This window comes from Frigoribacterium endophyticum, assembly GCF_011759585.1.
Lineage (GTDB): Bacteria > Actinomycetota > Actinomycetes > Actinomycetales > Microbacteriaceae > Frigoribacterium > Frigoribacterium endophyticum.
On record NZ_JAAOYV010000002.1, the window covers coordinates 246,703 to 266,146 of the forward strand.

General features: G+C 73.3%; 15 protein-coding genes. 8 read left to right on the forward strand and 7 right to left on the reverse strand.

What is annotated here, in order from left to right:
* The first annotated feature begins 32 nt into the window (after positions 1 to 32).
* A complete protein-coding gene (locus FHR77_RS08525; RefSeq protein ID WP_208380761.1) occupies positions 33 to 236 on the forward strand; it encodes a ribbon-helix-helix domain-containing protein in 204 nt (67 codons plus the stop codon).
* Positions 233 to 625 (forward strand): type II toxin-antitoxin system death-on-curing family toxin, encoded by a 393-nt coding sequence (locus FHR77_RS08530; RefSeq protein ID WP_167259693.1) that lies wholly within the window; start codon positions 233 to 235, stop codon positions 623 to 625. Before FHR77_RS08525 ends, FHR77_RS08530 begins: the two co-directional genes overlap by 4 nt.
* Here the strand turns inward: FHR77_RS08530 and FHR77_RS08535 are convergent.
* A complete protein-coding gene (locus FHR77_RS08535) occupies positions 612 to 1,571 on the reverse strand; it encodes an NAD-dependent epimerase/dehydratase family protein (protein WP_167259694.1) in 960 nt (319 codons plus the stop codon). The genes FHR77_RS08530 and FHR77_RS08535 overlap by 14 nt on opposite strands.
* A gap of 271 nt (positions 1,572 to 1,842) precedes the next feature.
* Here FHR77_RS08535 and FHR77_RS08540 point away from each other — a divergent pair, with 271 nt between their 5' ends.
* The 4 genes from FHR77_RS08540 to treZ all read left to right on the forward strand — a co-directional run bounded on the left by FHR77_RS08540 (position 1,843) and on the right by treZ (position 9,903).
* A complete protein-coding gene (locus FHR77_RS08540; protein WP_167259695.1) occupies positions 1,843 to 3,363 on the forward strand; it encodes a S8 family serine peptidase in 1,521 nt (506 codons plus the stop codon).
* Between the two features lie 146 nt (positions 3,364 to 3,509).
* On the forward strand, positions 3,510 to 5,708 hold the full coding sequence (glgX, locus tag FHR77_RS08545) for a glycogen debranching protein GlgX (RefSeq protein WP_082514519.1): 2,199 nt from the start codon (positions 3,510 to 3,512) through the stop codon (positions 5,706 to 5,708).
* Positions 5,705 to 8,047 carry a malto-oligosyltrehalose synthase gene (gene treY / locus FHR77_RS08550; protein WP_167259696.1) on the forward strand — a complete coding sequence of 781 codons (2,343 nt, stop codon included), beginning with the start codon at positions 5,705 to 5,707 and terminating at the stop codon, positions 8,045 to 8,047. Before glgX ends, treY begins: the two co-directional genes overlap by 4 nt.
* A 98-nt stretch (positions 8,048 to 8,145) precedes the next feature.
* Positions 8,146 to 9,903, forward strand: coding sequence for a malto-oligosyltrehalose trehalohydrolase (treZ, locus tag FHR77_RS08555; protein WP_167259697.1), 1,758 nt, complete (start codon positions 8,146 to 8,148; stop codon positions 9,901 to 9,903).
* An 84-nt stretch (positions 9,904 to 9,987) separates the two neighbouring features.
* Here treZ and FHR77_RS08560 read toward each other — a convergent pair whose 3' ends face one another.
* The 6 genes from FHR77_RS08560 to FHR77_RS08585 all read right to left on the reverse strand — a co-directional run bounded on the left by FHR77_RS08560 (position 9,988) and on the right by FHR77_RS08585 (position 17,389).
* Positions 9,988 to 10,797 (reverse strand): polyprenol monophosphomannose synthase, encoded by an 810-nt coding sequence (locus FHR77_RS08560; RefSeq protein ID WP_167259698.1) that lies wholly within the window; start codon positions 10,795 to 10,797, stop codon positions 9,988 to 9,990.
* A gap of 111 nt (positions 10,798 to 10,908) precedes the next feature.
* Positions 10,909 to 11,631 (reverse strand): class F sortase, encoded by a 723-nt coding sequence (locus FHR77_RS08565; protein WP_167259699.1) that lies wholly within the window; start codon positions 11,629 to 11,631, stop codon positions 10,909 to 10,911.
* Positions 11,628 to 12,788 carry a family 8 glycosyl hydrolase gene (locus tag FHR77_RS08570; RefSeq protein WP_167259700.1) on the reverse strand — a complete coding sequence of 387 codons (1,161 nt, stop codon included), beginning with the start codon at positions 12,786 to 12,788 and terminating at the stop codon, positions 11,628 to 11,630. The genes FHR77_RS08565 and FHR77_RS08570 overlap by 4 nt, the downstream gene beginning before the upstream one ends.
* Before the next feature lie 73 nt (positions 12,789 to 12,861).
* On the reverse strand, positions 12,862 to 13,788 hold the full coding sequence (locus FHR77_RS08575; protein ID WP_167259701.1) for a DUF4397 domain-containing protein: 927 nt from the start codon (positions 13,786 to 13,788) through the stop codon (positions 12,862 to 12,864).
* Positions 13,789 to 13,880: 92 nt separating this feature from the next.
* A complete protein-coding gene (locus FHR77_RS08580; protein WP_167259702.1) occupies positions 13,881 to 15,878 on the reverse strand; it encodes an ArnT family glycosyltransferase in 1,998 nt (665 codons plus the stop codon).
* The gene (locus tag FHR77_RS08585; RefSeq protein WP_341777288.1) at positions 15,875 to 17,389 is read right to left on the reverse strand and encodes a glycosyltransferase; all 1,515 of its coding nucleotides are present in this window, start codon (positions 17,387 to 17,389) and stop codon (positions 15,875 to 15,877) included. The genes FHR77_RS08580 and FHR77_RS08585 overlap by 4 nt, the downstream gene beginning before the upstream one ends.
* Before the next feature lie 265 nt (positions 17,390 to 17,654).
* Here FHR77_RS08585 and FHR77_RS08590 point away from each other — a divergent pair, with 265 nt between their 5' ends.
* On the forward strand, positions 17,655 to 18,659 hold the full coding sequence (locus FHR77_RS08590; protein ID WP_056056491.1) for an aldo/keto reductase family protein: 1,005 nt from the start codon (positions 17,655 to 17,657) through the stop codon (positions 18,657 to 18,659).
* Between the two features lie 202 nt (positions 18,660 to 18,861).
* Positions 18,862 to 19,413: a YceI family protein gene (locus FHR77_RS08595; protein ID WP_056056492.1), complete on the forward strand. Its 552-nt coding sequence runs from the start codon at positions 18,862 to 18,864 to the stop codon at positions 19,411 to 19,413.
* Positions 19,414 to 19,444: the final 31 nt, after the last annotated feature.

Here is a 19,444-nt window from a genome sequence, read left to right on the forward strand (position 1 = left end):
CATCTGGTATCACAGCAGATACCGTCGACTGCATGCCCATGACCCTCCGACTCGACGACCACGAGGCCGACGCGCTCCGCCGACGCGCGGCACTGGAGTCCCGGTCCATGCAGGACGTCGCACGCCAGGCCGTGAGGGAGTACGTCGAATCCCACAGCCGGGCCGACCTCCTGGACGACGTCCTCGACGACGAGCTCCCTCGCTACGCCGAGGCTCTCCGCCGACTCGGCGAGTGATCCACCTGACCTACGGCGAGCTGCTGCACGTCGCACGGCGCGCTGTCGCTCCCGACGTCGTCGTGCGCGACGCCGGCCTGCTCGAGTCGGCCCTCGCGAGGCCGCGGGCCTCCGTGCTCGGCGCGGACGCCTACCCGACCCTGGAGGAGAAGGCCGCGGCCCTCGTGCATTCTCTCGTCAACAACCACGGGTTGGTGGACGGGAACAAGAGACTGGGGCTCGCCGGCCTGATCGCCTTCCTCGGCCTCAACGGTCGTCGGCTGACGATGACCGAGGACGGCGCCTACGACTTCATCGTCCAGATCGCCGAGGGCGTGCTCGACGACGTCGAGACGATCGCCGAGTGCCTCGTCCAGCACACCGAGCCCCGCCGGGTCAGGCGAGGGTGAGCTGCCCGTCGGCCCGCAGCCACTCGAGCCCCTCGAGCACCGCCTCGACGGTCGTGTACCGCGGCGCGTAGCCGAGCAGGCGACGGGCCTTGTCGATGCTCATCGAGTGGCTGCGCGAGAGGTGCTCCCACGACGCGTCGGCCGAGGCGGGGTCGCGCTGTGCGCGGAACTCGTCGAACGTCGCGAACTCGAGCCGCGCCTCCTGCCCGAACGCCCTCGCGACCTGCTGGGCGAGGCCGCGCAGCGTGACTGCCCGCTCGCTGACGACGTGGAACGACTCGCCGACCGCCTGGGCCGGCCGCTCGACGGCCCTCTGGAACGCCTGGGCCACGTCGTCGGCGTGCACGTGGTGCACGGTCTCGAGGCCGAGGCCCGGCATGACGACCTCGCGGCCCGTCGCGAGCGCCTCCCACACGTCGAGGTCGAGGTTGCCGACCGGGTTGATCATCGGCCAGCCCGGCCCGGTGATGTGGCCGGGGTGCAGCACCGTGCTCGGCACCCCGCCGGGTCGACGCGACTCGGCGAGCAGCAGGCGCTCGATCTCGGCCTTCTGCGTGCCGTACTCGCCGAACGGCGTGCGCCGCGCCTCCTCGGTGACGGGAACCTCCTCCGACGGACCGTGCACCCAGATGGTGCCGCAGTGGACGAGCACCGTGCCCGTGCCGCGCAGGGCCTCGACGAGGGAGAGCGCCGAGGCGGGGGTGAAGCAGATCATGTCGACGACGACGTCGGCCCCGAGCTCGGCGACGCGTCGGCCGAACGAGCCGTCGGCGTCGCCCGCCTCACGGTCGAGCTGCACGCGCTCGACCTGCTGCCAGGCCGGGTGCTCGCGGTAGGTGGCGGACGCGCCGCGGCTCACGGCGACGACGTCGTGGCCGGCGAGCACGAGCCGCGGGACGAGGAACCCGCCGACGTGGCCGGTCGCCCCGATCACCACGACCCTCACGAGCGGGCCGCCGCGGAGGGGGCACCGAGGAGGCGCGGTGCGGGCGAGCAGGAGGCGGTGGCTGCCGACGTCGGCAGCGGTGCGGGCGTCATGCCCCGACGCTACCCGCCGGGCGGCGCCGCCGGGCCTGGCCCCCGACCGGGGGTCAGCGGCGGTCCCCCCAAGTGCCCACTATCCGGTCACCTGCCGTTCTCCCTATGTTCAGCCTGAGCCGCCAGCGACGCCCGTCGTCCGCACCGACGTCGCCCGGCCCCACCCGACGAGGAGAACGATGTCCTTCAGCCCGATCACCGCCCGCACGCGCCGCCGCGTGCTCTCCACCTGTCTGGCCGTCTCGCTGGCGACGGGCCTCGGCCTCGCCGGCGCCGGCGCCGCGGTCGCCGCGCCCGGCGACGGCTCGGTCGTCGCCGCCCAGCCGGCCCCGGCCCTGCCCGTCGTCACCGGCCAGGTCATGAACTACGCCGTCAACGTCACGAAGGCCAACAACGGCCAGACCCGGAAGGCCGAGCGGGCGGTCACCGCCGCCGCCGGCACCGTCGTCGCGTCGTGGCCCGAGATCGGCGTGGTCATCGCGCAGTCCGACAACGTCAACTTCGCCGCCTCCGTCCGTGCCGACAAGTCGGTCGCCTCGGTCGGGGCCACCCGCACGGCGCCCGTCGCCGCCTCCGACCCGACCTGGAAGGGCGCGCCCGACACGGCCGCCCTGCAGCGCACCGGCGGCTCGGCCTCGCAGCAGTCCGTCGCCGAGCAGGAGGGCCTGGAGGCGGCGACCGCCGTCACGGCCGACCCGCTCGAGGCCCGCCAGTGGGACATGACCGCCATCAAGGCGGACCAGGCCCACCAGGTCACCGACGGCTCGAAGAAGGTGCTCGTCGCCGTGCTCGACTCGGGCATCCAGGGCGACCACCCCGACCTCGCCGCGAACATCGACCAGGGCCGCTCGGCCGGCTGCCTCAGCGGCACGCCCGACACCTCGTACGCCGCCTGGCAGCCCACGACGAGCGACCACGGCACCCACGTCGCGGGCACCATCGCGGCCGGCCGCAACGGCGTCGGCATCGTCGGGGTCGCCCCCGCGTCGAAGCTGAGCTCCGTCAAGGTCGTCAACGACGACGGGTTCATCTACGCCGAGGCCGCGATCTGCGGCTTCATGTACGCCGAGGCCACCGGCGCCGACGTCACGAACAACAGCTACTTCATCGACCCGTGGGAGTTCTGGTGCGGCTCCGACGTCGACCAGGCCGCCGTCGAGACGGCCGTCGACCGCGCCGTCCAGTTCACGCAGCGCAAGGGCGTCGTCAACGTGGCGGCCGCCGGCAACAGCGCCGTCGACCTCGCGAACAAGACCGTCGACACCGGCAGCCCCAACGACACCGTGCCGGTGACCCGCCAGCTCGACGAGACCTGCACCGACATCCCCGCCGAGCTCGACGGCGTCGTGACGGTCTCCTCCACCACCTCGACCGGCACCAAGTCGTCGTTCTCGAACTACGGCGACGGCGTCATCGACGTCGCGGCCCCCGGCTCGAGCATCCTGTCGACCGTGACCGGCGGCGGCTACGGCACCAAGTCGGGCACCTCGATGGCCAGCCCGCACGTGGCCGGCGTGCTCGCGCTGCTCAAGGCGACGCACCCCCGCGCCGAGGGCACGCAGCTGACCGACCTGCTGTACGCGCAGGCCGACGACGTCGCCTGCCCCGCCACCGCCGCGACCTGCGTCGGCACCCCGGCCGACAACGGCTGGTTCGGCGAGGGCCTCGTCGACGCGCTCGACGCCGTGACGGCGCCGTGACCCGTCGCTGAGCCGACACCCGCACCGCCGGAGGGCGCCCCGTCGACGACGGGGCGCCCTCTCCCGTGCGCGGCATCGGAGGTGCCCCCGCGGCCCTCGGGGGGCTGCGGCCCCTAGGCTGAGCCGAGTTCTAGACGGAGGATCGATTGCACACCTGGCCAGGCAACCCCTACCCCCTCGGCGCCACCTACGACGGCGGCGGCACGAACTTCGCGATCTTCAGCGAGGCGGCCACGAAGGTCGAGCTGTGCCTCTTCGACGCCCAGGGCGTCGAGACCCGCGTGCCCCTCACCGAGGTCGACGCGTACGTCTGGCACGCCTACCTGCCGACCGTGCAGCCCGGCCAGAAGTACGGCTACCGCGTGCACGGCGAGTACGACCCGGCCGCCGGCTGCCGCGCGAACCCCGCCAAGCTGCTGCTCGACCCGTACGCCAAGGCCACGAGCGGCGACATCGACTGGGACGAGGCGCTCTTCGCCTACGACTTCGGCGACCCTGACTCGCGCAACGACCGCGACAGCGCGCCGCACATGATGCTCGGCGTCGTCATCAACCCGTTCTTCGACTGGCAGGGCGACCGACCGCCGAAGTACAGCTACGACGAGACCGTCGTCTACGAGGCCCACGTGAAGGGCCTGACGCAGACGCACCCCGAGATCCCCGACGAGCAGCGCGGCACCTACGCCGGCGTCGCCCACCCGGCGATCATCGAGCACCTGCAGAAGCTCGGTGTCACGACGCTCGAGCTGATGCCCGTGCACCAGTTCGTGCAGGACAACACCCTCCTCGAGAAGGGCCTCAGCAACTACTGGGGCTACAACACCATCGGCTTCTTCGCGCCCCACGCCGCCTACTCGGCGACGGGCGACACCGGCCAGCAGGTGCAGGAGTTCAAGACGATGGTGCGGGTGCTGCACGAGGCCGGCATCGAGGTCATCATCGACGTCGTCTACAACCACACCGCCGAGGGCAACCACCTCGGGCCGACCCTCTCGTTCAAGGGCATCGACAACGCGGCCTACTACCGCCTGATGGACGACGACGCGACGTACTACATGGACTACACGGGCACCGGCAACAGCCTGAACGTCCGTCACCCGCACTCGCTGCAGCTGATCATGGACAGCCTGCGGTACTGGGTGACCGAGATGCACGTCGACGGGTTCCGCTTCGACCTCGCCGCCTCCCTCGCCCGCGAGTTCTACGAGGTCGACCGCCTGTCGACCTTCTTCGAGCTCGTGCAGCAGGACCCGATCGTGTCGCAGGTGAAGCTCATCGCCGAGCCCTGGGACGTCGGGCCCGGCGGGTACCAGGTCGGCAACTTCCCGCCGCAGTGGACGGAGTGGAACGGCAAGTACCGCGACACCGTCCGCGACTTCTGGCGGGGCGAGCCCTCCACCCTGGGCGAGTTCGCCAGCCGCATCACCGGCTCGGCCGACCTCTACGAGCGCGACGGTCGCCGCCCGGTCGCGAGCATCAACTTCGTCACCGCGCACGACGGCTTCACCATGCGCGACCTCGTCAGCTACGACGAGAAGCACAACGACGCCAACGGCGAGGGAGGCGCGGACGGCGAGAGCCACAACCGCTCCTGGAACTCCGGCGTCGAGGGCGAGACCGACGACCAGGCCGTGCTGGCCCTCCGCGAGCAGCGCCAGCGGAGCTTCCTGGCGACGCTGCTGCTCAGCCAGGGCGTGCCCATGCTGCTGCACGGCGACGAGCTCGGCCGCACCCAGCGCGGCAACAACAACACCTACGCCCAGGACAGCGAGATCAGCTGGATCGACTGGGCGAGCGCCGACCGCGAGCTGATCGAGTTCGTCGCCGAGGTCATCAAGCTCCGGCACGACCACCCGACCTTCCGTCGGCAGCGGTACTTCAACGGCCGACCGGTCACCCGCGGCGAGGGCGAGCCCCTGCCCGACATCGTCTGGCTGACGCCCGAGGGCGACGCGATGCAGGAGGGCGAGTGGAACGAGTCGTACGCGAAGTCGGTCGGCATGTTCCTCAACGGCGACGGCATCCGAGGCCGTGACCACCGCGGCGGCCGCATCACCGACGTCAACTTCGTCCTGTACTTCAACGCCAGCGAGGAGACCGTCACGTTCGTGCTGCCTCCCGACGAGTACGCCGAGGGCTGGGAGGTCGTGGTCGACAGCACCGTCGCGCCTCCGGTCGCCCCCGCCACCGCGCCTCCCCGGTCGCTCCAGGCAGTCCGTGCCGCGACCACTCCCCAGCCCCCTTCCTCCCCTCAGGTCGTCCCGGCCCTGAGGGCCGGCGACCAGCTGCCCGTGGCCAGCCGGTCCCTGGTCGTCCTGCGCGCCACGGCTGAGGACCCTTCGTGACCCGACGCGACCACCCCCGCTCCACCTACCGCCTGCAGATCCGCGAGGCCTTCGACCTCGACGCCGCCGCCGCGGTCGTGCCCTACCTGCGTGACCTCGGGGCCGACTGGGTCTACCTGTCGCCCGTGCTCGAGGCCGAGCCCGGCAGCGACCACGGCTACGACGTCGTCGACCACAGCCGGGTCGACCCGGCCCGGGGCGGCGCGGCCGGGCTCGACGCCCTGTCGACCGCCGCGCACGACGCCGATCTCGGCGTGCTCGTCGACATCGTGCCGAACCACGTCGGCGTCGCGACGCCGAAGGCCAGCGTCTGGTGGTGGGACGTCCTGACCCACGGCCGCGAGAGCCGCTGGGCCGAGGCGTTCGACGTCGACTGGGCGGCCGGCGGCGGCAAGCTGCTGCTGCCCGTGCTCGGCGAGCCGGCCGCGGCCGACGGGACGATCGAGGGCCTCGAGGTCGTCGGCGACGAGCTGCACTACTACGAGAACGTGTACCCGATCGCTCCCGGCACGGCCGCCGAGGGCGACGACGCGGACGCCGTCCACGCCCGCCAGTCGTACGAGCTGGTGCACTGGAAGCGCGCCGACACCGACCTCAACTACCGCCGCTTCTTCGCGGTGAACACCCTCGCGGGCATCCGCGTCGAGATCCCCCGCGTCTTCGACGAGTCGCACGCCGAGATCGGCCGCTGGTTCCGCGAGGGGCTCGTCGACGGCCTCCGCGTCGACCACCCCGACGGCCTCGCCGACCCGGGCGGGTACCTCGACCGCCTCGCCGAGCTGACCGGCGGCGCCCACGTGCTCGTCGAGAAGATCCTCGAGGGCGACGAGCGCCTGGCCGAGGACTGGGCCACCGACGGCACCACCGGCTACGACGCCCTCGCCGACCTCGACCGGGTCTTCGTCGACCCCTCGGGCGCCGAGGCCCTCGGCGCGCTCGACACCCGCCTCCGCGACGGTGCCGGCCCCGACGACTGGCACGAGATGATCCTCGGCACCAAGCGGGGCATCGCCGACGGGATCCTCGGGAGCGAGATCCGGCGCCTCGCCCGGCTGCTGTCGGACGACGGCCGCGCCGACGACCGGGCCGTCGACGCCCTCGCCGAGCTCGCCGCGGCCTTCCCCGTCTACCGCAGCTACCTGCCGCAGGGGGCCGAGCACCTCGACGAGGCCGCCGAGGTCGCCACCGCGCACCGCCCCGACCTCGCGGCCACGATCGCCGAGGTCGTCGCCGTGCTGCACGACGCCGAGCACCCGGCCGCTGTGCGGTTCCAGCAGACGAGCGGCATGGTGATGGCCAAGGGCGTGGAGGACACCGCGTTCTACCGCTACAGCCGTCTCGCGACGCTGACCGAGGTCGGGGCCGACCCCGCCGAGTTCTCGCTCACGCCCGCGGAGTTCCACGACCGCCAGCAGCTGCGCCTCGCCGAGCGCCCGTTCGGCATGACGACCCTCTCGACCCACGACACGAAGCGCAGCGCCGACGTGCGCGCCCGCGTCTCGGTGCTCGCCGAGGTCGCCGAGGAGTGGGCCGCCACCCTCGAGCGGCTGCGGAGCCTCGCACCGGTCGGCGACGGCCCGTTCGAGAACATCCTCTGGCAGACGATCGTCGGCGCCTGGCCGGCGTCGCGCGAGCGCCTGCACGACTACGCCGAGAAGGCCTCCCGCGAGGCCAGCAGCTCCACCACGTGGACCGACCGCACACCCGAGGCCGAGGCCTTCGAGGAGCGCATGCACGCGGCGGTCGACGCCGCGTTCGACGACGACCAGGTGCGCCACGAGGTCGAGCGCATCGTCGACGTGCTGCGCCCCGCGGGCTGGAGCAACTCGCTCGGCGTCGCGCTGCTGCAGCTCACCGGGCCGGGCAGCCCGGACGTCTACCAGGGCGGCGAGCTGTGGGACTTCTCGCTCGTCGACCCCGACAACCGACGCGAGGTGGACTTCGAGGCGCGCCGCCGCCTCCTCGCCGACGTCGTCGCGGGCACCGTGCCGCCCGTCGACGAGACGGGGGCGGCCAAGCTGCTCGTCACGCACCGCGCGCTGACGCTGCGCCGCGACCGGCCCGAGCTGTTCACCCGGTACGCCCCGCTGCCCGTGCTCGGCGAGCGCCGCGACCACGTCGTGGCCGCCGACCGCGGCGGCGCCCTCGTCGTCGCGACCCGTCTGCCCGTGTCGCTGGAGCAGGTCGGCGGCTGGGACGACACCGTCGTGCTGACCCGCGGCACGGCCTACGTCGACGTGCTCACGGGCCGTCGGCACCAGGGCGGCCGGGTCCGCCTCGCGGACCTGCTCGAGACGTACCCCGTCGCGCTGCTCGTCCCGGCGGACAGCCAGGACTAGCAGGCCCCCGCACGACTACCGTCGACCCCCAGCGGGTCGGCGGTCGTCGTCGTGCCCCGCTCCCCCCAACACCCCTTCCGACACCTCCGAGGAGACCGATGAGCGTCTACGACGTCTGGGCCCCGACCGCCACCACCGTGCGACTGCACCTCGACGGCGAGGTGCTGCCCCTGACGGCCGAGCCCGCCACCGGCTGGTGGCGCGCCCCCGCCGACCTCGACCGGGGGCCCGGCCACCGGTACGGCTTCCTGCTCGACGACGGCGACACGCCGCTGCCCGACCCGCGCTCGCGGCGCCAGCCCGACGGCGTGCACGGCCTCAGCGAGACCTTCGACCCGGCGGCCTTCGCCTGGACCGACGAGGCCTGGACGGGCCGCCAGCTCGGCGGCGCGGTGATCTACGAGCTGCACCTCGGCACCTTCACCCCCGAGGGCACGCTCGACTCGGCGATCGAGAAGCTGCCGCACCTCGTCGAGCTCGGCGTCGACCTGGTCGAGCTGCTGCCGGTCAACGGCGTCAACGGGCGCTGGAACTGGGGCTACGACGGCGTCGACTGGTTCACGGTGACCGACAACTACGGCGGACCGGAGGCCTACCAGCGCTTCGTCGACGCCGCGCACGCCGCGGGCCTCGGCGTGGTGCAGGACGTCGTCTACAACCACCTCGGCCCCTCGGGCAACTACCTGCCGGTCTTCGGCCCCTACCTCTCGAGCAAGCACGCCAACACCTGGGGCGACAACGTCAACCTCGACGACGACGGCGCGCACGAGGTGCGAGAGTTCATCCTCGACAACACGGCGATGTGGTTCACCGACTACCACGTCGACGCGCTGCGCCTCGACGCCGTGCACGCGCTGCGTGACGACTCGCCGATGCACCTGCTCCAGGAGATGGCCGAGCGCACCGCGGCGCTGAGCGCCCACCAGCGGCGCCCGCTGACGCTGATCGCCGAGAGCGACATGAACGACCCGCGCCTCATCACCCCCCGCGACGGCGGCGGCTCCGGCCCCGACCACCGCCAGGGCTACGGCCTCGACGGCCAGTGGAGCGACGATTTCCACCACGCCCTGCACGTGGCGCTGACCGGCGAGACCACCGGCTGGTACGCCGACTTCGCGTCGCTCGACTCGCTCGCCAAGGTGCTCACGAAGGGCTTCTTCCACGACGGCACCTGGTCGTCGTTCCGCGAGACCGACCACGGCTTCCCGATCGACGTCGAGCACATGCCCGGCTGGCGCCTCGTCGTGGCGAACCAGAACCACGACCAGATCGGCAACCGCGCGATCGGCGACCGTCTCGCGGCCTCGCTCGACGACGGACAGCTCGTCATCGCGGCCGCCCTCACCCTGGCGTCGCCGTTCACGCCGATGCTCTTCCAGGGCGAGGAGTGGGCCGCGTCGACTCCGTGGCAGTTCTTCACCTCGCACCCCGAGGCCGACCTCGGCGAGGCCACCGCGAAGGGCCGCATCGCCGAGTTCGCCAAGCTCGGCTGGGACGAGTCGACCGTGCCCGACCCGCAGGACCCGGAGACCTACCGGCGCTCGAAGCTCGACTGGTCGGAGGTCGAGCAGGGGCGGCACGCCCGCGTGCTGAGCGCGTACCGCCGCCTGGCCGCCCTGCGACGCGCCGAGCCCGACCTGACCGACCCGCGCCTCCCCCGCGTCTCGGTCGAGCACGACGCCGACGCCCGCTGGCTCGTGCTGACGCGCGGCTCGCTGCGGGTCGCCGTGAACTTCGCGGAGCAGGAGGCGCGGGTCGCCGTGCCCTGCACCGAGGTCCTGTTCACGAGCGACGACGCCGTCACCGCCGGTGAGTCGCTGCTGCTGCCGCCGCACTCGGTGGCGATCGTCCGCTGAGGCAGCCGGCCCGCGGGCCGGAGGAGACGAGAGGAGGGGCGGGTCGTGTCGCGACCCGCCCCTCCTCTCGTCCGTCCGCCGCGGCTAGCGCGCCCGGAGGCCCGCCAGCTCGCCCGGCCTCACGCGGTGCGAGGTGGCCCGCACGCTCGGCAGGCGACGGTGCCGCAGCACGAGCTCGACGACCGCGCGGCTGCGCCGGGTCAGGCCCCACCTCGTGACCTTGACCAGCGACTCCCGCACGATCGACCCGCTCATCTTGGACGCGCCGTGCACGCGCTCGGTGAACGTGATCGGCATCTCGACGACGCGGAGGCCGGCCTGCAGCGACCGCCAGAGCAGGTCGACCTGGAAGCAGTAGCCGCGCGACTCGACCTCGTCGAGGTCGATGCGCCGCAGGGCCTCGGCCCGGAAGGCCCGGAAGCCGCCGGTCGTGTCGGCGACCGTGATGCCGAGGGCGCCACGGGTGTACCAGCTGCCTCCGCGGCTGAGCAGCCGTCGGCGCAGCGGCCAGTTCTCGACACGGCCGCCGGGCACCCAGCGCGAACCGAGCACGAGGTCGTCGTCGGCGAGCAGGGCGATGAGGGCGGGGAGGTCCTCCGGGTGGTGGGAGCCGTCGGCGTCCATCTCGACGAGGGCCGCGTAGCCGCGCTCGAGCCCCCAGGCGAAGCCGGCCAGGTACGCGGCGCCGAGGCCGGCCTTGCCGGTGCGGTGCAGCACGTGCACCCGGGGGTCGCGGGCGGCCCACGCGTCGGCGAGGTCGCCGGTGCCGTCGGGCGAGCCGTCGTCGACGACGAGAACGTCGACGGCGGCCCCGCTGTCGAGGGTGCGGCCGACGATCCAGTCGAGGTTCTCTCGTTCGTCGTAGGTCGGGATGATGACGAGTGCGTCGTTCACGGGGTGGTCCTTCCAGGTCGGGTGGGAGGGAGCGGGTCGGGTCGGGTCGGGTCGGGTCGGGTCTGGTCGGGTCGGGGGCGGTGCGGGGGCGGAGCGGGTGGTCCGCGCCGGTCAGGTGGCCGACACGAGGTCGGCGAACACGATGAGGTTGTCGACGTAGTGGCCGGTCGAGCGGTCGAACGTGCCGTCGCAGGTGATGAGGCGGAGGCTCGCCGTCGGGGTCGCCCCGTAGACGTCGCTGGTCGGGAAGGTCGCCTTGGGGGTCCGCTCGCTGCCCGTCACGCGGAAGGTCTCGACGCTGCCGGTCGAGAGCGTCACCTGCACCTCCGCGCCTACGGCGAGGTCGGCCAGGTCGACGAACACGGCGGGGCCGCTGCCGGAGTCGACGTGCCCGGCGATGACCGCCGGACCGACGCCGCCCGGCACGACGCCGTCGCGGTACCAGCCGGCCGACATCCACTCGCGGGGCGGCTCGAGCTCGCCCTGTGCACCGAGGCCGAGCGACTCGAGGCCGGAGTCGACGCCGATCGAGGGGATCTGGACCCGCACCGGGGTCGAGCCTGCGGGAGGCGCGGTGACGTACGGTGCCGCCGGGTCCTGGAACGAGCCGGCGGCCCCGCTGCCGGGATCGAGCGCCGGGTCGGTGGCGGCCCCGCCCGGGGCGGCCTGCGAGGCGCCGACGCCGGCCTCGGCGCCCGTGCCGGTCGAGCTGCCCCGGTCGGGCTGCGCCGCGACGGCGCCGACGGTCACACCGGCTGCGACGAGGAGGACGACCGCGACGCCGACGGCGACGGCGGCCCGCCGGTGGGCGGAGATGCGCTGCACGAGGCTCATCGGGCCAGCTCCAGCGGCGAGCACGCGCCGAGCGCGGACGCCTCGACCTGGAGCGCCGCGAGGGCGGCCCACGCGGTGCCGTAGTAGGTCGGGGTCGACTGGGCGAGGGTGTCGGCGCGTCGCAGGTCGGCGGAGGCCTCCTCGTGCTGACCCGCGCTCGCCTCGGCCGCGGCGCGGGCCGCGTAGGCGAGCGGGCTCTGGTCGGCACCGATCGACTGCCCGCCGAGGTCGAGCTGCATCGGCAGGTCGTCGTAGCGCTGCAGCACCGGCGCGAGCCGGGCGGCGAGGGCGACGTCGTCGGGGGTGCACGACTCGGCGTAGCGGAGCGCGAGGCGGGCCGCGTCGTAGCTGTACTGCACGGTGCCCGACGTGCCGTCGGCGCCCGGCAGGGGCACGACGCTGCCGTCGCGGCGCACCTGGGCCCAGTCGCTCGGCAGGGCCGTCGCGTCGAGAGCGGAGGTCGTCACGGCGCGCGAGCCGGCCTCGAGCTCCGACCAGCGCGGGTCGCCGCTGGCCTCGGCCAGCTGGGCGAAGCTCGCGGGCGACGCGTACGAGGGGTTGTACGACCACGGGCCGTCGCCGGCCGCCCACGGGCCGGGCAGCAGGATGCGCCCCACGTCGGTGACGGCGGTCATCTCGTCGAGCACGGCACCGCCGAGGTCGACGCCCTGCTCGGTGAGCGACGGGTCGCCGAAGGCCTCGCCGGCGAGCACGAGGGCCCGCGCGGCGTCGACGTCGGCGTCGCTGGCCGGCATGTCGTCGACGACGGCGCCGTCGGCCCAGCGCCAGGCCAGCAGGCTGTCCTCGCGCACGAGGTTCTCGCGGGTCCAGCGCCAGATCGCGTCGAAGCGCTGCTCGTCGCCGACGCCGACGGCGACGAGCATGCCGTAGGCCTGCCCCTCGCTGACGGTGTCGTCGCCCTGGTCGCGGCGCACGACGCGGCCGTCGTCGTCGACCCAGTCGTCGAGGAACCCCTCGCCGATCTCGGTCGCCGTGCGGGCCTGCGGGGTCGGGGTGCCGGCGCCGGGCGTGCCGGTCGCGTCGGCGGCCGGCTCGTCGGACGACGGGCCGCCGACGACGAGCCAGGCGACGCCGGCCGTGAGGGCGACGGCCACCACGACGACGACGGCCAGGAGGGCCTTCGTTCTGCGGGTCATGCTGCTCTGCTCTCTGCTGGTGGGGCGGTGCGGTGCGGGAGCGGTGCCGGGAGGCGCGGCGCGCCTCCCCGGGTCACGCCCCGAACCAGCCGAGGACGGTCGCCCAGAAGCCGCGGGGCTGGTCGCCGTCGCCGGCGCTGGCCGTCGCGTCGTCCGACGGGTGCTCGGCGAGCCAGCCGCCGCCCGTCTGGACGCCGCCGACCGGCGCCTGCGCCGTCGCGGCGCTGTCGACGACGGGGACGACCGTGAGGCCGCCGTCGGAGTCGTCGAGCACGAAGAGCGTGCTGATGCTGCCCGCGGCGAGGTCGACCGAGCCGGAGCCGGTCACGTCGTCGCCGGTGAGCGAGAGCTGCCACGGGCCGGCCGCGACCTGCGCGTACTGGCTGGCGCTGCCGAAGGGCGCGTCGGCTGCGATCGTCGTGCCCGTCGTCGTCGCGACCGAGACCTCGTCGCTGACCGTGGCGGCCTGCACGAGGCGCACCTTGGCCTGGCCGTCGGAGGGCGCGGTCAGGTCGTCCTTGAACACCTGGGTGCGCAGGTCGTCGTTCGGGCCGTACGCCACGGTCGTGATCGGCTGGCCGCTGTCGACCGTCACGTTCGTCGTGATGACCGGCTTCGTGCGGGCCGGTGAGTCGGCGGCCGTCATCGAGACCACGTAGGTGCCCGCCGGCAGCGCCTGGTAGGCGCTGACCTGGCCGTAGGTCACGTCGTCGAGGTCCATCACGACCTGCCCGCCCGAGAGCGAGGTGAGGGTGACGTCGACGGCCTTCGTGTCGGGCGACAGGTGGCCGACGCGCACCCAGCCGTCGCCGTCGGCGGCCTGGGCGGGCGAGGCGGCGACGAGCGACCCGGCGAGGGCGACGGCCGCCGCGGCGGCGAGGGCGAGCGGTGCCGCGAGGCGGCGCCGCGACGGGGTCGCCGCGGTGCCGACGGGGGTGCCGGGCGTGCCCGGGGCGGTGCGGGAGGCGGTGGTGCGGAGGGAGCGGATCGTGCGGATCACGGTGGTTCCTTTCCGGTCGGGGTGCTCCGCCCTGGCGGGCGGAGCCGGTCTGGAGGGTCGAGGCCCGCGGGGTGCGGGCCTCGACCGGGCGGTCACGGGGCGAGGAGCCCCTCGGGCGGCACGGCGGAGAAGGTCACGCGGAGGGCGTCGCCCTCCTGCTCGACCGACTGCGGCGCGTACACGTCGCCGAGGCCCTCGAGGGTGGCTCGGAGGTCGGCGAGGGACTCGCCGCCGCCGGGTGTCACGACGAACTGGCGGAAGAGCGACTCCTGCTCGCCGGGCAGCCCCTCGGGGTCGGCGACGGAGACCGGGGCGATGGCGGCCAGCTGCCCGAGCACGATCACGGCGCGCGGGTCGAGGCGGCCGTCGGTCAGGGCCTGGTCGAAGGTCGACGACACCTGCAGGCCGGGGTTCTGCGCGAGCTCGGAGCCCGCCCGCGACCGGGCCGAGGCGGCCTCGTCGGCCGTGCGCTGGGCCTCCGCGGCCCCGTCACGGTCGATGCGGCGGACGGCGACCTGCTGGTCGCCCTCGCCGAACGAGGCCACGACGGTCGAGCTCTCGAGCGCCTGCCGGACGTCGGCCGAGGCCAGCCCCGAGGTGCGGACCGACTCCGTCTCGAACAGGTAGTCGCTGTCGCGCCAGCCGTTCGGCGACTGCGCCTGGACGGCGCCGTCGGTGTCGATCTTGTAGAACCAGATGACGTTCTCCCGGGCGAACCCGGCGTTCACCAGGTCGACCCAGACCGCGTCGTCGACGAGCAGCCGGCTGTCGGTCGGCACGTTCTGCTCGACCCAGGTCTCGGCGTTCCGCATCGGGGCGTCGAGGTCGGCGTCGACGAAGCCGCGCAGCTGCACGGCCCAGAGCGGCACGACGGCGACGACGGCGACCGCCGTGACGGCCAGCCACGCGACGGCGCCCGTGCGGGCGGCGACGGTGGACGCGCGCCCGGCGCGGCGGGCCCGGACGGCCCGGACGGCGGCGTCGGTGGCGGCCGCGACGAGCAGGGCCGCGAACGGCAGCAGCATGATGACGTAGGGCACGGGCAGGTACCCGCCGGGGCGGAACATGAACGCGACCAGGAAGACGAGCATCACGGCGATCGGGCGGACGCGACGGAGGAAGAGCCCCACGACTGCGGCCACGACGCCCAGCACGATCAGCACCGGGTCGAGCTGCCACCACTGCGAGACGGTCGCGAAGAAGAGGCTGCCGGTGTCGAACACGGAGCCGCTGGCCTCGCGGGTCGCGAGCTGGAACTGCACGCCCTCGAGCAGGCTCACCCGCCCGGCGCCGGGCAGCAGCTCGCCCTTGACGGCGGCGAGGGCGACGTACCCGAGGCCGACCAGCACGAGGAGGCTCGCGGCGATCGAGAGGGTGTAGCGGCGCGTCGACCGGTCGGCCCCGCGCCACATCGTCCACGCCAGGAAGGGCAGGGCGAGGAGGTACGTCTCCTTGCTCAGCACGGCGATGCCGAAGGTGAGCGAGGCGGCGGCGTACCCGGCCAGCTGGTAGCGCCGGCTCAGGGCGAAGACGAAGGCGGCGAGCAGCCACGGCGTCGCGATGTTGTCGAGGTAGACGGTGCGGTGGAACTGCAGCGCCAGGGGCGAGACCGCGAACACCAGGGCGGCGACGGCCGCCGCCGGCCGGCTCAGGCCGAGCTTGCGACCGAGCAGCCAGACGAGCACGACGGCCACGAGGGTGAACGCGAGCACCGCCTCCCGGGCGGCCAGCACCGCGATGTCGTAGCGCGAGAAGGCGCCGGTCAGCGAGGTGTAGGCCCCGATCTGCAGCCAGCCCACCGGCGGGTGGTCGTACCAGTAGGTGTAGTGGGTCAGCTCGCCGAGGTGCTGTACGGCCCAGGCCTGGGCCGTGTAGGTGCCCTCGTCGTCGATGCGCTGCGGCGACCCGGCCATGTTCCAGGCCTGCACGGTCGCGGCGATCGCCAGCACCGGCAGCAGCCAGGCGAGGCTCCGGCCGTGGCGACGGAACCACTCGCCGACGGGGGTCCGCCCGCGGCCCGGAGCGGGCTCGTGGACGCGGGGCACGGCGGGGCGGACGGGGGCGGCGGGCCGCTCGATCGTGGCGGTCATCGGTCGCTCCCCACGGTCGCGAGGGCGTCGACGGGCTGGCCGACGACGACGGGCGGCGAGCTCGGGGCACCGCCGGCGGAGGCGCCGGGCGCGACCGCGGGACGGTGCGTGCCCGAGTGCTCGGTCTTCTCCCACGCGTTCATCCCGCGCAGCTGGCGCCAGACGGCCCGCACGGCGGCGAGGGCGAGGAAGATCTGGTAGGGCAGGAGGCCCCAGACGAGGCGGGCGTAGTCGCGCACGCGGACCTTCTGGCCGTACGTCTTGCCGAACTCGTGCAGCCCCGTGAACTCGACGGCCAGCAGCACCAGCGTGGGCGCCAGGGGCACGAACGAGACGAGCGCGATGGCCGTCGGCACCTTGACGGTGAGGATGAGCACGACGCTGATCGGGATGAGCAGGCCGGTGGCCGCCTGGATGAACGGCATGGTGAGCAGGTAGCGGGCCATCAGGCGCTGACGCAGGGTCGGCAGCTGACGCCACTCCCCCTTGCCGTAGACCTGCATGAAGCCCTGGTTCCAGCGGGTGCGCTGCTTGAGCAGCGAGACGAAGGTGCCGGGCGTCTCCTCACGGGTGACGACCTCGGGGCTGTAGGCGACGACGACCTTCGCGCCGGCGCTCGACAGGCGCACGCCGAGCTCGCAGTCCTCGGCGAGGCACGAGGCGTCCCAGCCCTCCGACCAGTCGAGCCACTCCTTGCGGACGAAGACCGTGTTGCCGCCGAGCGGGATGAACTTCTCCTTGGCGTGGAAGTGCAGCCGCGAGCGGAACCAGAAGTAGTACTCGAGCACGTTGCGGAGGCTCCACCAGCTGGACTGGAAGTTCATCAGCTGCACGCCGCCCTGGACGACGTCGGCGTCGGTCTCGGTGAAGCGCGAGTCGACGAGGGTCAGCAGGCGCGGGTGCACGTCGTCCTCGGCGTCGAAGACCCCGACGATCTCGCCCCGCGAGGTCTGCAGCGCCAGGTTGAGCGCCTTCGGCTTGTTCTTCGGCACGCTCGAGTCGACGATGACGCGGATGAGCTCGGGGTGCCGGGCGGCGGCCTCCCGGGCGACGCGCTCGGTGCCCGGGTCGTCGTGCCCGACGATGGCGATGATCTCGAAGTCGGGGTGGTCCTGCTGGGCGAGGCGGTCGAGCGTCTGGCCCATCACCTCCTCCTCGTGCCGCCCCGGGACGAGGAGCGTGAACGAGTGCGCCGCGTCGAGGGGCGAGTCGCTGAAGCGGCTGCCCTCGAGGGTGTCCTTGGAGCGCCAGGCGTGGAGCATCCACCACAGCGTCGAGACGGCGACGGCGGTGAGGAGGACGGTCACCAGGACGAGGCCCGAGTAGCCGATCCACTCGAGCGGGCTCCAGTCGGGCAGCGAGAAGCCGGGCACGCCGTCGCCGAGCCCGGAGGTGCTGCCGCGGTTGGGCAGCACCTGAGAGGGGTCGGCGGGCGCCTGGGGCGTCAGCAGCGGTTCCGGCTCGCCGGCGGCGAGGACGGAGGTCGCGAGGTGGGTCAGGGGGGACGGCACGGGTCGGTCTCCTGTCGGGTGTCAGGGTCGGGGGGAGTCGCGTCCACGTCGTCGGGGACCAGGTCGGGCGCGCTCGGGTCGGGTCGAGCGGTCGGGTGGGTCAGGTCGTGGTTCGGCGGCCCCCGGTCGGGGGGTTGGGTGCGGGGTACGGGATCCCGGCGAACTGCCAGGTGCCCGACACGCGGCGTTCACACGGCCCCCGGCCGGGGGGCAGGGCGTCGACACGCGCCTCCACGGAGCGACGGGTGGCGCGTACGGTGACGACATGGAATTCCGACACCTCGGCCGCAGCGGCCTCAAGATCTCCGAGATCACCTACGGCAACTGGCTCACCCACGCCTCGCAGGTCGAGAACGACGTCGCGACGCAGTGCGTCCGCGCCGCCCTCGACGCGGGCATCACGACCTTCGACACCGCCGACGCCTACGCGAACACCGCGGCGGAGCAGGTGCTCGGCGACGCCCTCGCCGGCGAGAGGCGCGAGAGCCTCGAGATCTTCACGAAGGTCTACTGGCCCACCGGCCCGCGCGGCCACAACGACGTCGGGCTGAGCCGCAAGCACGTGCTCGAGTCGATCGACGGGTCGCTCCGCCGCCTGGGCACCGACTACGTCGACCTCTACCAGGCGCACCGCTACGACAGCGCGACTCCCCTGGAGGAGACGATGCAGGCCTTCGCCGACGTGGTGCGGCAGGGCAAGGCGCTCTACATCGGCGTGAGCGAGTGGACGGCCGAGCAGATCCGCGCCGGCCACGAGCTCGCCCAGCAGCTCGGCGTGCAGCTGATCTCGAACCAGCCCCAGTACTCGATGCTGTGGCGCGTCATCGAGCAGGAGGTCGTGCCCGCCAGCGTGCAGCACGGCGTCAGCCAGATCGTCTGGTCGCCGGTCGCGCAGGGCGTCCTGAGCGGCAAGTACGCACCGGGAGCCGAGCTGCCCGCGGGCAGCCGGGCCACCGACGCCAAGGGCGGCGCCGACACCATCAAGCGGTTCATGACCGACGAGGTGCTCACCGGCGTCGCGGCCCTGAAGCCGGTCGCCGACGACCTCGGCCTCACGATGGCCCAGCTCGCCGTCGCGTGGGTGCTGCAGAACGACAACGTCGCCTCGGCGATCATCGGGGCCTCCCGCCCCGAGCAGGTGGCCGACAACGCCGCCGCCGCGGGCGTCCGCCTGCCCGCCGAGGCCATGACCGCGATCGACGCGGCCGTGGGCCACCTCGCCGAGACCGACCCGGCGAAGACGGTCTCCCCCGCCGAGCGCCCCGCCTGACCCTCGGCCCGATTTCCCGGTCGGCCGCCGCCCCGGCGACGGCCGACCGGGTCACAGCACCTGCATCGACGCTGTTCACCCATCAGCCACGCGGATCGGGAATGCTCGACCTGTCGATGCTCTTGCATATACTCGTACCACCTTCGGTGACACGTCACCGATCCACGACCACCTCACACGTCACCACCTCAAGGAGAACACCATGGCCATCACCGCAGAGAAGATCCCCGCCGGCACCTGGACCCTCGACCCCACCCACAGCGAGGTCTCGTTCAGCGTCCGCCACCTCGCGATCAGCAAGGTCAAGGGCTCGTTCGAGCGCTTCGACGCGAGCCTGGTCACCGACGACGACCACACCGCGAGCAAGGTCACGGCCTCGATCGACGTGGCCTCGATCAACACGAACCAGAAGGACCGCGACGGCCACCTGCAGACCGGCGACTTCTTCCTCGCCGAGGAGCACCCGCAGATGACGTTCACCTCGACGAGCATCGAGGAGAAGGGCGACGACGCCTTCCTCGTGCACGGCGATCTGAGCCTCCGCGGCGTCACCAAGCCCGTCACCCTCAAGAGCGAGTTCGGCGGCCTCGTCGTCGACGGCTACGGCCAGACGAAGCTCGGCTTCTCGGCCACGACGAAGATCGACCGCACCGAGTTCGGCGTCAGCTGGAACGCGGCGCTCGAGGCCGGCGGCTTCACGCTCGGCAACGACGTCACCGTCACGCTCGAGATCCAGTTCGTGCTCTCGGCGTAGTCACGACGCTCCCCGGAGGGCCCGCACCTGC

Excerpts from the sequence above, each read along its gene's own strand:
- FHR77_RS08540 (WP_167259695.1), top strand. The coding sequence starts at position 1,843 with ATGTCCTTCAGCCCGATCACCGCCCGCACGCGCCGCCGCGTGCTCTCC.
- FHR77_RS08565 (WP_167259699.1), bottom strand. The coding sequence starts at position 11,631 with ATGAGCCTCGTGCAGCGCATCTCCGCCCACCGGCGGGCCGCCGTCGCC.
- FHR77_RS08590 (WP_056056491.1), top strand. The coding sequence starts at position 17,655 with ATGGAATTCCGACACCTCGGCCGCAGCGGCCTCAAGATCTCCGAGATC.
- treZ (WP_167259697.1), top strand. The coding sequence starts at position 8,146 with ATGAGCGTCTACGACGTCTGGGCCCCGACCGCCACCACCGTGCGACTG.
- FHR77_RS08525 (WP_208380761.1), top strand. The coding sequence starts at position 33 with ATGCCCATGACCCTCCGACTCGACGACCACGAGGCCGACGCGCTCCGC.
- FHR77_RS08595 (WP_056056492.1), top strand. The coding sequence starts at position 18,862 with ATGGCCATCACCGCAGAGAAGATCCCCGCCGGCACCTGGACCCTCGAC.
- FHR77_RS08580 (WP_167259702.1), bottom strand. The coding sequence starts at position 15,878 with ATGACCGCCACGATCGAGCGGCCCGCCGCCCCCGTCCGCCCCGCCGTG.
- FHR77_RS08570 (WP_167259700.1), bottom strand. The coding sequence starts at position 12,788 with ATGACCCGCAGAACGAAGGCCCTCCTGGCCGTCGTCGTCGTGGTGGCC.